A 13,684-nucleotide genomic window follows, 5' to 3' on the forward strand; every position below is an offset into this window, starting at 1 on the left:
CAACACGACAATCAGCAGGAGGGGTCTCATGCCGCTGATCGGAGCGGTTCCGCAGGGCACCGGGACGCTGGTGCGGGTTTTCGCCGAGAACGCCACGTCGGTGCGGGTGCTGGGTGATTGGAACGGCTGGGACGAGGCGACTGCGGTCGACCTGACACCCGACGGCGACGGCTTCTGGGCAGGCCACGTCGCGGGGCTGGTGGCCGGCGGCCGCTACGAGCTGCTCGTGGGTCGGGGTGGGGCCGGGTTCAGCCGTCGGCTCGACCCCGCCGCGCGCGACACCGACAGCTCGAGCCTGGACAACTGGCACAACAAGTCGCGGGTGGTGGACACCGGCCACACCTGGGCATCGTTCGACACACCCGCATTCGACAACCTGATCCTGTACCAGTGTCACGTCGGCTCGTTCGCCGGCTACCGCGACGGCCACGTCGCCGTGGGTGGCGTGGCCTCATTCGACCAACTGCGGACCAAGCTGGGCTACATCCGGGAGCTCGGATTCAACGCACTTGCGCTGCTGCCCGTCCAGGAGTTCCGGTTCGATCGCTCGTGGGGCTACAACCCGTCCTTCTACTTCGCACTCGAGTCGGCCTACGGCCGCCCCGACGACCTGCGCGAGCTGGTCGACGCTTGCCACCAGCGCGGCCTCGCCGTCATCTTCGACGTGGTCTACAACCACATCAGCGACGAGGACAGCTCCTTCCACCACTTCGACGAGGCGGCAGACGGCACCGGCGACAGCTACCTGGGCACCGACCAGACCTACCGCACCGACTGGGGCACCGCACCGGCGTTCTGGCGGCCCGGCATTCGCGACTTCTTCGTCGCCAACATGGAGATGTACCTGAACGAGTACAACGGCGACGGGCTTCGCTTCGACTCGACCCGCAGCATGGAACGGGCGCGCGGGCTGGGCAACGACGGCTGGCAGTTCATGCAGCACCTCACCTGGGAAGCCAAGCGCCGCTTCCCGGACAAGTACCTCATCGCCGAGCACCTGCCCGACCACGAGTCCATCGTGTCCTCGGCCGGCTTCCACGCCACTTGGACAGTGGAGCCCTTCTACGCGCTGCTGCGCGCGCTCGACGGCGAGAACCCGATGGGCAACCTCGAAAGGCTGATCGGGAACTCGTACCCCGAATCGTGGAACACCGTCACCTACCTCCTGGGTTCGCACGACGAGTGCGGCGATAACGAGCAGGGTCGAAAGGGCAAGCGGCACTACGTTCAGCGGTTCGGCGGCCGCGGAAACTGGCACGCGCGGGCCAAGGCGCGCCTGGCCTGGTCCCTCAACGTCGCGATCAAGGGCACACCAATGCTGTTCATGGGCAGCGAATGCCACCTGGACGGATACTGGCACGACGGCCCGGACAACAGCGGCGACCACCGCTTCGACTGGTCCATCGCCGGCGACCGGACCGGGATGGAGATGCGCCACCTGATACACGCGGCGAACTACACCCGCTGGAACCATCCGGCACTCCGCAGCGGCGGCCTCGAGATCACCCACCGAGACCCGAGCGGCGTGCTCGCGTTCAAGCGCTGGAACAACGACGGCGATGTCGTTCTGATCATCGTGAACGCCAGCGACACCAACCACACCGGCACGAGCTACGGCGTCGCCACCGGGCAGAGCGGACGCTGGCAGCAGATACTCTGCTCACAGGACGCCTGGTTCGGCGGCTGGGACGGTGCCGGCAATGCCTTCCACGAGCCGTGGACTCAGGACGACGGGCACATCTACGTCAACGTCCCGCAATGGTCGGTGACGATGTTCCGCCTGCGGTGAGCTGACGCCTCCGCTGTCTTTTCCGGTTGCACGAGCCTCTTCTCAGTATGCGTCAGCGTACGTCGCACGTCCGAGCCACCGATCCGTCGTCCGAACGCGCGGAAACCACTGGTCGGTGGGAGACGGCCCGCGACGCGGCATACCGCATCCGCTGGGCCCACGTGGACCCAAGACCAACGCCGCTGACTCCGCGGCCCCACACCGCGACGGCGACATGACCCTGCTCCACGAGATGCTCACGCAACTCGTTGCCCCGCTCACCGTCCCGCCTCTACACACCGGCCCGGCGAGCCCGGCCGGCTTCACCCGGGGCGTGGAGTACGACGCCGACGCGATCAACGCCGCGCTGAAGGCGCCGGATCCGTTCGCGATCGTCCGCCACGAGCCTGAGCCGGCCAGCCACGGCACGCACGTCGCGGGCACCGCCGCGGGAAGCGGGCGATCCGCCGACATCGCCTTCCCCGCCGGTCGTTTCGTCGGCGTCGCGACCGAGGCCACGGGCCGCGCTGGAGTACGCCGAAGCCCTCACTCGCGCCTCCGACACCACGGTCACCCAGGCGTTCCCGCGGTACCACGACAAACTGACCCCTCATTTCGACGAGGCCGCGATGCTGGAGATCGTTGCGGTTGTCATCAACATGAACGTCTGGACCCGGCTCAAGCTTGCCGAGGGCGCCATGCCCTCGGTCGGTTGATTCGCCGGCTGCGCGCGACCCCGCCGCGGCCTGCCACCCGCTCGACCAGTGGCGCGGATCGGGTACCTCGACACCGACACCGACACCCCTATCGGTGACAGTGTGGGCACAGCGGCCGGTGTTCGCGCGGCCGACCGTGCATGACTACGGGTCGCCGCTGCAAGACGTGACCAGACCCGCCTCGGTGGGGATCACCCGCCCGCGCTACCGCTCCGCCGTACGGATACGCGGGTAGATCTGCGGTCCGGTCACGCCGCAATGCGCGCACTCCTCGATGCGCAGCCGGTCGGGGGCGCACTCGCGGCGCGGGCGGCGCAGCAGAGCGAATGCCACGACCGCGGCGGCGACCAGCAGTCCGGCGGAGATCATCATCGCGGTGCGGAAGCCGGCGGAGAAGGCGACGGGGTCGGTGTAGACCACCCCGCTGATACCGGCGAGCCCGGGCACCACCGCCACGGCGAGCAACCCAGCTGCGCGGGCGACCGCGTTGTTGACGCCCGACGCGGCGCCGGCGAAGCGGTCGGGGGCGGCATCGAGCACGGTGGAGGTCAGCGGCGCGACGGTCAGCGTCAGCCCGGCGCCGAACACCGTCACTCCCGGCAGGACGTCGACGAGCCACGAGGCGGTCTCGTCCACCCGCAGCAGCAGGAGCAGGCCGGCGGCGCTGACCAGCGGCCCCAGGGTCATCGGCAGCCGCGGCCCGATCCGGCCCGCCAGCGCGCCGGCCCGGGCGGAGAACACGAGCATGATCACCGTCACGGGAAGCAGCGCCGTGCCCGCGGCCAGCGGCGTGAACCCGGCGACGACCTGCAACTGCAGCACCAGCAGCACGAACACCACGCCGAGCGCGCCGTAGACCAGCAGCGTGGCGGCATTGGCCGCACTGAACGTGGTGTTCGCGAACAGGGTGGGCGGCACCAACGGGTGTGCGGAGCGCCGTTCCACGAGCACGAACGCCACCAGCGCCAGCACGCCGAGCCCCGCCGCGGCGAGCAGGAGCGGGTCCGGGCCGCGCTCGCCGAGGCCGGTGAGGCCGTAGGTCAGGGCGCCGAGCCCGACGGCGCCGACCACGGTGCCCGCGATGTCCAGTCCGGGCGGGGACTCGGTATCCCGGCTCTCCGGGACGTGGCGCAGGGCGATGATGACGATCAGCGCGGCGAGTGGCAGGTTGATGAGGAAGACGGTCCGCCAGTTCCACTCGACGAGCCAGCCGCCGAGGAACGGGCCGATGGCGCCGGCGACGCCGCCGAGCCCCGACCAGGCACCGATCGCGGCCGCGCGGTCCGGGCCGTGGAACGACGCCGAGATCAAGGCCAGGCTGCCCGGGGTGAGCAGGGCACCGCCGACACCCTGCAGCGCACGCGCCGCGATCAGGGTGCCGATGTCCGGGGCCAGCCCGCACAGCAGCGACGCCAGGGCGAACCACACCACCCCGACGACGAACACGCGCCGCCGCCCGAAGTGGTCACCGAGCGAGCCCCCGAGCAGGATGAACGCGGCGAGGGTGAGCGTGTAGGGCGTTCACCGTCCATTGCAGCCCGGTGAAGTCCGCGCCGAAGTCGGTGCCGATCCGTTCGAGTGCGACGTTCACCACGGTCGCGTCGATGAACGCCAGGCCGGAGCCGAGCACGGCGGTGGTCAGCACCCATCGGCCGGCGGCCGTGCCCATCCGGACGCTCCCGGTTGACCTAGCAGGAGCGTAGGCCGCGCCTCACACCGGAACGTGACGCCCGCCACGGCCGTACTCGCCTGCGGGTGGGTCGGCGAAGTACCAAACCGACGGCGACTCGCGCACCGGCGGACCCGGATTCGGGGTCGCTATGCGACAGCGTGGTCAGCGGTCTGTAGGACCCAACCACGGACCACCCGGCTCACTCGAGCACGGACCACGAGGGAGTACGTCGTTCTGCGCCATGTAGGTGCCGTGCACGTTCGCGTGGCCGGACATCCGGTGCGACCCGAAAGAACACCCAGCTAGCGCAGGTGGGGCGATGGGCCGGCTGTGACCTGCTGTCATTTGGGGGTAGCTGAGCCAATCGCACGCAGATGATGACACCCGGGGCGGGGCCGCCGGGCGGAAGCGGCGTCGCAGATGTGCGTCGCCCGATAGGGGCAGCGGCGCAGCTGGGCGAAGCCTGCGGGCCCCACCTGAGCCTTCGCTGGTTGTGCCGGGTGAGCTGATGAGGACACTGGCCCATCGCGGCGAGGTAGCCCGCCGTCTGGCCTCGGAGGCTCGCTGTACCGCCACGACTAGGTGCCAACCGAAGCAGGTGGGGAGCATGAGATTCTTCTCGCGGGGATTCGTCGGCCGGCCCGAGGCCCGCGAGGGCACGGTGCTGCTGCCTCCAGGGCAGTACGACATCGGAGGCGGCTTCCCGGTGCTGTCCGCCGGCCCGACGCCTCGCACCGCCTTGGACGATTGGGACTTCACGATCAGCGGAGAGGTCGATGCGCCCGACCGGCTGACGTGGCAGGAGTTCCAGGATCTGCCGCACGAAGAGGTCACCGTCGACATCCACTGCGTGACGAAGTGGTCGAAGTTCGACACGACGTGGAGCGGCGTCTCCCTCGACACCCTGCTCGATCGGGTCGAGACCTCGGCGGACTACCTGCTGGCCTTCTGCGACGGCGGCTACACGACGAACCTCCCGCTCGAGGACGTCACCGGTGGCCGTGCCTGGATCGTCGATCAGTACGACGGTGAGCCGCTGGAGGCGCAGCACGGCGGCCCGGCCCGGCTGCTCGTGCCGCACCTGTACTTCTGGAAGTCCGCGAAATGGGTACGTGGCCTACGGCTGTCGAGCGTCGAGGAACCCGGCTTCTGGGAGTCGCTGGGCTATCACATCTACGGTGACCCGTGGCGCGAACAGCGATACGCCGGCGACTGACGTGGCGGCTCGCGACCGTCGCCGCGAACGCCTCCGAGGCCCGTGCCGTCCACCGGTTGTCGCTGCGGATCGACGGCTGGGACGGTCACCTGCCGGGACAGCACGTCGACGTCCGCCTGACGGCGCCGGACGGATACCAGGCGCAGCGCAGCTACTCCATCGCGTCGGCACCCGAGAGCCCGACGGTGGACCTGGTGGTGCAACGGCTCGACGACGGCGAGGTCTCGCCGTACCTCACCGACGGCCTCCGACCCGGCGACCAGTTGGAGCTGCGCGGTCCGATCGGCGGCTACTTCGTGTGGCATGCCGAGCTCGACTCGCCGCTGCAGCTGGTGGCCGGTAGCTCGGGGGTCGCGCCGTTCCTGGCGATGCTGGATCACCACGCCGCAGCGGCCTCCGGCGCGCCGGTGCGGCTCCTCTACTCGGCGCGATCCCTCGACGACGTGATCGGTGAGCGGCGTCGCCGCCCTCGACGTCAGCACCTGAACGCGTTCGCCGCGGCGCGACGGAGACCCACGTGGCCCTCACGCTGATCAACACGCTCACCAGGCGCAAAACAACCGTTCGAGCCAATGACGCCAGGCGTCCTGAGGATGTGTGCGGACCCACCGTCTACGACCTCAGCCACGTCGGGCACGCCAAAAACCAACACCCAATCCTGAGCTCCCGTCGCGCGGAGCCTGACCGCCAGGAGGCGCCCGATGTCTTTGCCCACCGACCCCACCTCGCGCACTACCGACGCCGGTGCGGTGCCCACACAGCGCACCGCCCCGGAGGCCGACCGGACCGCGATCCGCCCGTTCGAGGTCCACGTGCCGGACGAGCAGCTCGCCGAGCTCCGCCGCCGCGTCGCCGCGACGCGCCTGCCCTCCAGGGAGTTGGTCCCGGATCGCTCGCAGGGCGTGCAGCTGGCGACGGTCCAGGAGCTCGCCCGCTACTGGGCGACCGACTACGACTGGCGCGCGTGCGAGGCGCGGCTCAACGCGCTGCCGCAGTTCACCACCGAGATCGACGGGGTCGACATCCACTTCATCCACGTGAAGTCGCCGCACCAGAACGCGCTACCGCTGATCATGACGCACGGCTGGCCCGGCTCGGTCATCGAGCTGCTGGAGACGGTCGGCCCACTGACCGATCCGACCGCGCACGGCGGCGCCCCCGAGGACGCATTCCACCTGGTGTTGCCGTCCTTGCCTGGCTACGGCTTCTCGGGCGAGCCGACCGAGCTCGGCTGGGACGACGGCCGCATCGCACGGGCGTGGGCGGAGCTGATGGACCGCCTCGGCTATACCCGCTACGTCGCCCAAGGCGGCGACGTGGGCGCCGGCGTCACCGACGCGATGGGTCGCCAGGCACCCGAGGGGCTGGTCGGCATCCACGTCACCCTGCTCTTCCCGGCGCTCGGTCTTAAGGACCAACTGCCGGCGGAGTCCGAGCAGGAACGCGCGGCGCACGACGCGGTCAACACATTCACCACGGACGGCTTCGCCTACTTCCTGGAGATGTCCACCCGGCCGCAGACGATCGGCTACTCCCTGCTGGATTCACCCCTCGGGCTGGCGGCCTGGATGCTCGACCACGACACCGACAGCTACTACAAGATCTCCCGCGCCTTCGTCGATGGCGAGCCCGCGGGCAATCTCACCCGGGACCACATCGTCGACAACATCACGCTGTACTGGCTGACGGGCACCGGCGCCTCGGCCGCCCGGTGGTACTGGGAATTCGGACGGGCCACAGCCCGTGCGGCCGGCCAGGCTCCTCCGGCGGTCTCGGTTCCGGTCGGTTTCACGACGTTCCCCGACGAGATCTTCGCTGCCCCGCGCAGCTGGGTCGAGACGGCCTACCCCGGCCTCACTTACTTCAACGAGGTCGACAGGGGCGGGCACTTCGCCGCCTGGGAGGAGCCCGAGCTGTTCGCGACCGAGGTGCGGGCCGCGTTCCGGCCGCTGCAGAAATCCTGAGCCCGCTCCGGTTCGCGCTGTGACACGATGGTGTGTCCGGGCACGGGTGGTGGCCGTATCGTTACTCGCGGAGCTTCGGGTGGCGGTCCGCCACTTGAGTCCGGGGCCGCCGTTCGACCCGACCGCCAGCAACTGACCCGTCCGACGGCCAACATGTCGCGGCGCGTGCGCAAGATGGACGAGTTCATCGGCGGGGACCTCTACTCACACCTCCAGGCGGCCGCAGATCTGGTGGTTATCGCCGACGAGCACCACGTCCACCGCCAGCAGGCCCGAGCGTTCTCCTCGGCGGTACGCGATCTGCGCCCGAGAGCGCTGGTCGGCTTGACGGCCACGCCCGATCCGGCAGACGAGGGCAAGGTCATCTACCGCTACAGCCTGGCCGAGGCGATCGCCGACGGGCTGGTGAAGGTGCCGGTGATCGTGTACCGGCAGGACGGCCACAAGGACGTCGCGACCCAGCTCGCCGACGCGTGCCACCTGCGTCGAATCAAGGAGGCGGCCTACGCGACATGGGCCGAGGGCGAGGGCCGGACGCCGGTCAACCCGGTCCTTTTCGTCGTGTGCCAGACGGTCGAGGAAGCCAAACAGACGTCGAACCTGCTAGCCAGCGAGTCCTACATCGGCGACCCAGCGGCCGTGCTGGAGGTGACCTCGCAGTCCTCTGATGACGCTCTGGCCGCGCTCGCGTCCGTCGAAGACCCTGACTCGCCGATCCGCGCCGTCGTCAGCGTCGACAAGCTGAAGGAGGGGTGGGACGTCAAGAACATCGGCGTCATCGTCGCGCTCCGCGCCCTCGCGTCCGAAGCCCTCACCGAGCAGATCCTCGGCCGAGGTCTCCGCCTGCCCTACGGCCGTCGTGTCGGCGCACCGATGATCGACCAGATCGACCTCGTCGCCCACGACTCGTACCGCAAGCTGCTCGAGCAGAAGGATGCGCTCATCCAGCGCATCGCGCCCACCGGGGACAGCGCGGCGACAGGGGAGCCACTTCAACCTGGACCCGCAAAGGCGGCGGCAAAGGAAGCCGCCGCCGAAATCCAGGAGACACCCGAGCAGGGCACACTCCGGCTGGTCACCCCGGGACGACTCATCGACGGCGAGCATGTCGATGGGGCGGCAGCGCTGATCCTGCAGGATTACATGGTCACCGAGGCTCAGGGTCAGCGCGATGCCGAGGAGTACCGCGTCCTTCAGCGGGTCCCCGGTGCACCCCAGATCGTGTTCCCTCGCCGGGAGCAGGAAGTCCTGCCTGTGCGGTTCAGCCTCTCACTGGTCTCGGACACCGACGTCCGCGCAGCCGGCGCTGGGTTCGCGCAGGAGATCAAGATTCCGCTCATCCGCGAGGCCCTTACCGCGACCCGCACCCTTGACGGTGGGGTGCGCGTGCGCCGCGAGGCACAGGAGGCTGGCGAGGCGACGCAAGCGTGGCTCCCGCTCGCGCGAGTAACCAACGACCTGGAGAACCGACTCCTCGGGCTTGGGCTCGTCGAGGAGTCGCTCGCCGAACTCAACGCCGCCCGACGCGTCGTGCAGGCCTTCCTCGCCGGCGCCGGAGCAGGCGCAAACTCCGAGGTGAACTGGGGGGCAGAGCGCGCTCACCAAGCGCTGCAAGGCATCGATGCCCTGATCCGCCAGCGATACAACGCCCGACGACTCCAGCCAAAGTACGCATTTCGCACCGTCACAATGCCCGTGGAACCGCAGCCCATGCCGACCGACGTCTTGGACCGCTTCGCGACAAAGTTCGAGCGCGGGCGCTGGTACTCAGGTTGGCGCAAATCGGTTCTACCAGTGGCTTCATTCGACACCAACAGTACAGAACGGGCCCTGGCCGAGATCCTGGACGGGGCAACCGACATCGCCTGGTGGCTCCGACTCCAAGCCACCGATCCCGCGTTCATCGAGCTGGATACCGGAGGCCGGTACTACCCCGACTTCATCGCCATCGACACCAGTCGCGTGCACTGGCTCATCGAAGGCAAGTCCGACCGAGACGTGACGCGTCGCGACGTGGAGGACAAGAGAGGCGCCGCCGAGGAGTGGGCCAGGTTCGTTAACGACGACAGCCGGTTCGGCGTCTGGCGGTACCTGTTCTGCTCCGAGACGGCCATTAAGAACGCTCGTGGTGGTTGGCATAGCCTTCTGGTGACCGCCCGCGCCTCGTAGCCCGCGCGGTCAACGCCGCCATCGAGGAGACCACCGCCCTTGCCTCCGAGCTGGCAGCGATCATCGCGAAACCGTCCGCGAGATGCACGAGCCCATGAGCTACGGCGAGATCGCAAAGGCGCTCGGCATCAGCCGCGGCCGCGTCCAGCAACTCGCCGCCGACCGGTGAGCGCTCCGACCTGACGGATTACCTATCCGCTGGCGGCCCTATCGGGGCAGATCAGAGGATGCGTGTGCACGATGTGTGTGCGGCCGGTCGGCGCCCTCCCGCCCGTCCTCGAGCCGGTCCAGGTCGATCGGGGCCGGCTCGTCGTGGAGTACCTCGAGCGCGACCGTCGCAGCCTCGAGGCGGTCCCGCATCGTCGGGGTCACGTCCAGCCGGCCGGCGTCGACCTGGGCCAGGACCAGACGGAGGTGCGCGGCCAGCATGGCGACCCGCTCGAGGTCCAGACCGTCGGCCAGCGGCAGCGGGTCGACCTGCCCGACCTTCTGCCCGGCCTTCCGCATCCGGCGGGCCGTCTCGATCGCCGCACGCTCCACCGGGGTGCGGCCGCGCAGGCGCCGGCCCTGCGAGTCGACCACCCGCACACCGTCGTCGTCGAACGGGTCGGGACGCTTCCGGCTCATCGCCGCCGCCGGATCACCACATGGCGGCGGCGCGGACCGAACCGGCGGTCAAGCCGCAGCCGCGGGCCGGGGTCGTACGGGTCTGGGCGGCCGTAGACGAGCGAGCAATGCCGGACGTCCTTCGGGGTGACCTCGTCGGCGGGCTTCCCGAGCAGCTCGCCCGCGACCTCGCGCCGCTCGGCAATCCACGCCTCGATCCGCTCCGCGAGGCGCTGCTCGGCGTAGACCATTGCCCGCTCAAGGGCCTCACGCTCTTGCCGCTGCGCGGCCGCGACCCGCACACGAAACGTCGCGCCACCGTGACTCACGCACACGACGCCGCCGACGACGGCGAACGCCCCGCACGGGCGCCCTGTGCGCTTGCTGCGGGCTCGGCAGTGCCGCGCCTGCCTCACTCTCGCCATGAGCCGATCTTCCTCCGTGAGCTCGGGCGCTCACGATGCCTACCGCCGTCGGCCTCGCCGAGGTCGCGAAGCTGGCCGCGCGTGCTCGGCGTCGCGTGCTGCATCCAGTAGGCCTCCTCGGCGGCCATGACCGATTCGTGCCCATTGCCCTGCATCGGGTATGTGCTCGTCGACGAGCTCGGCATGCCGCAGCGCACGGACTGGTTGCGGCGGCGGGCGTACGAGCTGATGGACAAGCACAAGTCGCGGCGGGTGCGGCTGTACGACGCCCGGCACGCCACGTTGACCGCGCTCGCCGCGGCCGGGGTGCCTGCCCGATCATCGCGGCGTGGGCGGGGCACAGCGACGGCGGGCAACTCGCGATGCGGGTGTACGTGAAGCCGTCGACCGAGCATCTGCGGGTGGCGTCCGACGCGCTCGCGCTGATGCTCGGCTGAGCACGACAACTGAAGATCGAAAACTACATGTGAGAAAACGTGAGACGACAGGCCGCGTGAGGGCTGTCAAGTAGTTGTCTCACAGCAGTGAAACTAGGCGTTGACCTGCCGATTTACCTTGTGGAGCTGAGGGGATTCGAACCCCTGACCCCTTGACTGCCAGTCAAGTGCGCTACCAGCTGCGCCACAGCCCCTTGTGCCGACAAAGTTACACGACGTCCCGACGGCCCCGCGAAGCGGGTCGCCGGACACCGCGTTGCCGACCCCGCTCCGGACTCCCCGCAGCCCGCTGGCATCGGATGCCTCCGCACCGTCGCCGAATCCCGGAGGTGTCGCCGGACGGCCGCCGTGTCGCCCTCGCCGCGCTACGTCGCCGGCGGGCCGCAGGCATGACCGCGGTGTCCCCGGGAGCACGGACGTGTCCGGTCATCCACCCGAACGCGGTGATCGCGATCCCGGCGATCGCGTACCAGAACCCCGCAGCCCGCACGGGCATCGCGCTCACGGTGGCGAAGACCCGCCCGTCGACGATGCTCCGCACCGACTCGGGGAGGAACACCGGCGTGCAGGCGACGTGTACGACGCCGAGCGGCGGCCGGTGCTACGCGGCCGATCGCGTGGGCCCGCCCCTCCCGTCAGCCCTGATCAGGATTGACCCCCGATCGCATTCTGCAGCCAGCTCGTGTCGTTCAGGTCGATCTTCTTGCCGTCGATCGCGACGGTCGGGGTGCCGAAGCGGCCGTTCGTCTGCAGCGCGGTGTCGGAGGTCGCCTTCTCCGTCTCGGCCGCCATCGCGTCCGCGTGCGTGTCGCCCTGCACACAGGCTGCGAAGTCGCCCTGGGCGCCCAGTTCGGTGCCGAGCGCGATCAGCTCGTCGTTGCTCAGGCCTGCGCTGCCCTCGGCGGGCTGCTCGTCGAACAGCTTCTTGTGGAAGCGCGGGAAGATGCCGGCCGGCACGGAGCAGAGCGCGGCGTTGCCGGCCCGCGTGGAGTAGCCCGCCGGGTTGGTCAGCTCGTCCAGGATGGCGATCGTGTGGAAGCGGACGCTGATCTTGCCCTCGTTCAGCGCGGTCGTGATCTCGTTGCCGTAGCGCGTCTCGAACCGCTCGCAGCTCGGGCAGAGGTAGTCCTCGTAGACGTCGACCACCACGGGGCCGCTGCCTGCGGTGACGACCGCGCCGTCCGCCTTGGCGGTGTAGGTGGGTTCCACCTCGGAGCCCAAGGCACGGGCGATCAGCAGTGCACCACCGACGACCACGGCGACCACGAGCACCACGGCGACTACGATCGCGGGCGTCCGGTTGCGTTTCTGCGGAACGCGGATGCCCGCGGCGGCGAGCCGTCGCTCCGCCTCCTCCTGCTTGCGACGCTTCTCGTTGCGCGACGCTCCGCCCATGTCAGCCCATCCTCCTGGTTCCCAGCCGGTCGTCGAGTGCCAGCACCGTGCGCGGGCGGACGACCAGCCAGCCCGCCATCAGCAGGAAGCCCGCGTCGCGCATCAGCTCCTGCACGTAGGTCGTCTCGCCCGGCTCCACAGCACCACCGCCGCCGAAGCATCCGCAGTCGATCGACAGGCCGCGCGCCCATGCCTGTGCGACGCCCGCGACGAACACGAGCAGCAGCGCGGCCGACAGCGCTGCCACCAGGCGCGTGCCGATCCCGGCCAGCAGCAGGAGGCCGAGCGCGAGCTCGACCCACGGCAGCAGCGCCGCCACCACCTCCACGCCGACATCGGGCAGCACGTCGTAGGCCCGCACGGCGACGTAGGTCTGGTCCGGGTCCACCGCCTTGAGCAGACCGGACACCAGCCACACCGCGGCGAGACCGATCCGGGCCAGCGTCCCGATGACGTCGGGAATGGGGGCGCGGCTCACGCGCTCAGATTAGCGACGACTCTGGATGCGGAGGGTGGTGGCCCGTGCACCCGGAGTTGTCGTTTGTTCGGATTCTAAGCTCGGGTGATGAGCGGCGTCCCTGATCCCGAGGATCCGGCCGGGCACGACCACCACCACGCCGACGTGTCCGGCGGCTGGCTGCGGGCCGCGGTCTTCGGCGCGATGGACGGACTGGTCACCAACATCGCGCTGGTGTCGGGCGTCGGGGGCGGCGGGGCCGACCGGCACACGATCATCCTGACCGGCATGGCCGGGCTCGTCGCCGGGGCATTCTCGATGGCGCTGGGTGAGTTCGCGTCGGTCGACACGCAGAACGACGCGGTCGCCAGCGAGGTGGCGGTGGAGCGCGAGGAGATCCGGATCCACCCGGGCGCCGAGCGGGCCGAGCTGGCCCGGATGTACGAGGAGATGGGCCTCACCCGCTCCACGGCGGAGGCGATGGCCCAGGAGGTGCACGCCAACCCCGAGCTCGCCCTCAAGGTGCACGTCGCGCAGGAGCTGGGCGTGGACGTGGACGAGCAGCCCTCGCCGTGGGTCGCCGCCGTCTCGTCGTTCGTGTGCTTCGCCGTCGGCGGGCTGATCCCGCTGATCTCCTTCCTGCTGGGGTCCTCGTCGCTGCCCGTGGCTCTCGTCATCGGCGCGGTCGGATTGTTCGTGCTCGGCGCGCTCACGTCCCGCTTCACGACACGCAGCTGGCTGCTCAGCGGGGTGCGCCAGCTCGGGTTCGGGGCGCTCGCGGCGGGCGCGACCTACGTCGTCGGATCGCTGATCGGCGTCGGCATCGCGGGATAGGCCGGCCGGGCGACCGCCAACGGGC

14 protein-coding genes, 1 tRNA gene and 1 pseudogene are annotated in these 13,684 nt (G+C 69.8%); 8 read left to right on the forward strand and 8 right to left on the reverse strand.

Annotated features, from left to right (window positions below):
* Nucleotides 1-28 precede the first annotated feature (28 nt).
* Complete coding sequence (locus FHX44_RS15815) at nucleotides 29-1,789, forward strand: alpha-amylase family glycosyl hydrolase (protein WP_170308927.1); 1,761 nt, start codon at nucleotides 29-31, stop codon at nucleotides 1,787-1,789.
* 899 nt (nucleotides 1,790-2,688) lie between these two features.
* Here FHX44_RS15815 and FHX44_RS15820 read toward each other — a convergent pair.
* Together FHX44_RS15820 and FHX44_RS43255 are read right to left on the reverse strand one after the other, a co-directional pair.
* The gene (locus tag FHX44_RS15820) at nucleotides 2,689-3,975 is read right to left on the reverse strand and encodes an MFS transporter (protein WP_342793510.1); all 1,287 of its coding nucleotides are present in this window, start codon (nucleotides 3,973-3,975) and stop codon (nucleotides 2,689-2,691) included.
* The gene (locus tag FHX44_RS43255; RefSeq protein ID WP_246170400.1) at nucleotides 3,950-4,153 is read right to left on the reverse strand and encodes a hypothetical protein; all 204 of its coding nucleotides are present in this window, start codon (nucleotides 4,151-4,153) and stop codon (nucleotides 3,950-3,952) included. Before FHX44_RS43255 ends, FHX44_RS15820 begins: the two co-directional genes overlap by 26 nt.
* A gap of 610 nt (nucleotides 4,154-4,763) precedes the next feature.
* Between FHX44_RS43255 and FHX44_RS15825 the strand changes: the two genes are divergently transcribed.
* The 5 genes from FHX44_RS15825 to FHX44_RS44225 all read left to right on the forward strand — a co-directional run bounded on the left by FHX44_RS15825 (nucleotide 4,764) and on the right by FHX44_RS44225 (nucleotide 9,674).
* A complete protein-coding gene (locus FHX44_RS15825; protein ID WP_147256501.1) occupies nucleotides 4,764-5,372 on the forward strand; it encodes a sulfite oxidase-like oxidoreductase in 609 nt (202 codons plus the stop codon).
* Nucleotides 5,342-5,905: an FAD-binding oxidoreductase gene (locus tag FHX44_RS15830; RefSeq protein WP_147256502.1), complete on the forward strand. Its 564-nt coding sequence runs from the start codon at nucleotides 5,342-5,344 to the stop codon at nucleotides 5,903-5,905. Before FHX44_RS15825 ends, FHX44_RS15830 begins: the two co-directional genes overlap by 31 nt.
* A 168-nt stretch (nucleotides 5,906-6,073) precedes the next feature.
* Nucleotides 6,074-7,336, forward strand: coding sequence for an epoxide hydrolase family protein (locus tag FHX44_RS15835; RefSeq protein WP_147256503.1), 1,263 nt, complete (start codon nucleotides 6,074-6,076; stop codon nucleotides 7,334-7,336).
* Nucleotides 7,337-7,501: 165 nt separating this feature from the next.
* Nucleotides 7,502-9,505: a DEAD/DEAH box helicase gene (locus tag FHX44_RS15840; RefSeq protein ID WP_170308928.1), complete on the forward strand. Its 2,004-nt coding sequence runs from the start codon at nucleotides 7,502-7,504 to the stop codon at nucleotides 9,503-9,505.
* An 82-nt stretch (nucleotides 9,506-9,587) separates the two neighbouring features.
* The gene (locus FHX44_RS44225; protein ID WP_147261215.1) at nucleotides 9,588-9,674 is read left to right on the forward strand and encodes a sigma factor-like helix-turn-helix DNA-binding protein; all 87 of its coding nucleotides are present in this window, start codon (nucleotides 9,588-9,590) and stop codon (nucleotides 9,672-9,674) included.
* Nucleotides 9,675-9,712: 38 nt separating this feature from the next.
* Here the strand turns inward: FHX44_RS44225 and FHX44_RS15850 are convergent, their stop codons facing one another.
* Entirely contained in the window at nucleotides 9,713-10,132 is a 420-nt protein-coding gene (locus tag FHX44_RS15850; protein ID WP_147256505.1) for a hypothetical protein, read from the reverse strand.
* Nucleotides 10,129-10,362 carry a hypothetical protein gene (locus FHX44_RS15855; RefSeq protein ID WP_147256506.1) on the reverse strand — a complete coding sequence of 78 codons (234 nt, stop codon included), beginning with the start codon at nucleotides 10,360-10,362 and terminating at the stop codon, nucleotides 10,129-10,131. Before FHX44_RS15855 ends, FHX44_RS15850 begins: the two co-directional genes overlap by 4 nt.
* Before the next feature lie 300 nt (nucleotides 10,363-10,662).
* Between FHX44_RS15855 and FHX44_RS15860 the strand changes: the two genes are divergently transcribed.
* Nucleotides 10,663-10,914, forward strand: a complete 252-nt coding sequence (locus FHX44_RS15860) for a hypothetical protein (RefSeq protein WP_147256507.1) — start codon at nucleotides 10,663-10,665, stop codon at nucleotides 10,912-10,914.
* Between the two features lie 180 nt (nucleotides 10,915-11,094).
* Here FHX44_RS15860 and FHX44_RS15865 read toward each other — a convergent pair.
* From FHX44_RS15865 to FHX44_RS15875, 4 genes and pseudogenes are all read right to left on the reverse strand, one after another.
* Nucleotides 11,095-11,167: transfer RNA gene (locus FHX44_RS15865), tRNA-Ala, on the reverse strand.
* Between the two features lie 14 nt (nucleotides 11,168-11,181).
* Nucleotides 11,182-11,547 (reverse strand): annotated as a pseudogene (locus FHX44_RS44230) (hypothetical protein); the annotation flags it as partial.
* Between the two features lie 71 nt (nucleotides 11,548-11,618).
* Nucleotides 11,619-12,368 (reverse strand): DsbA family protein, encoded by a 750-nt coding sequence (locus FHX44_RS15870; protein WP_147256508.1) that lies wholly within the window; start codon nucleotides 12,366-12,368, stop codon nucleotides 11,619-11,621.
* Nucleotide 12,369: 1 nt separating this feature from the next.
* On the reverse strand, nucleotides 12,370-12,831 hold the full coding sequence (locus FHX44_RS15875; protein ID WP_147261216.1) for a MauE/DoxX family redox-associated membrane protein: 462 nt from the start codon (nucleotides 12,829-12,831) through the stop codon (nucleotides 12,370-12,372).
* Between the two features lie 102 nt (nucleotides 12,832-12,933).
* On the opposite strand from FHX44_RS15875, the gene FHX44_RS15880 reads away from it, so the two are divergent.
* Entirely contained in the window at nucleotides 12,934-13,659 is a 726-nt protein-coding gene (locus FHX44_RS15880; RefSeq protein WP_147256509.1) for a VIT1/CCC1 transporter family protein, read from the forward strand.
* Nucleotides 13,660-13,684 lie beyond the last annotated feature (25 nt).

Source organism: Pseudonocardia hierapolitana (genome assembly GCF_007994075.1).
Taxonomy (GTDB): Bacteria; Actinomycetota; Actinomycetes; order Mycobacteriales; family Pseudonocardiaceae; genus Pseudonocardia; species Pseudonocardia hierapolitana.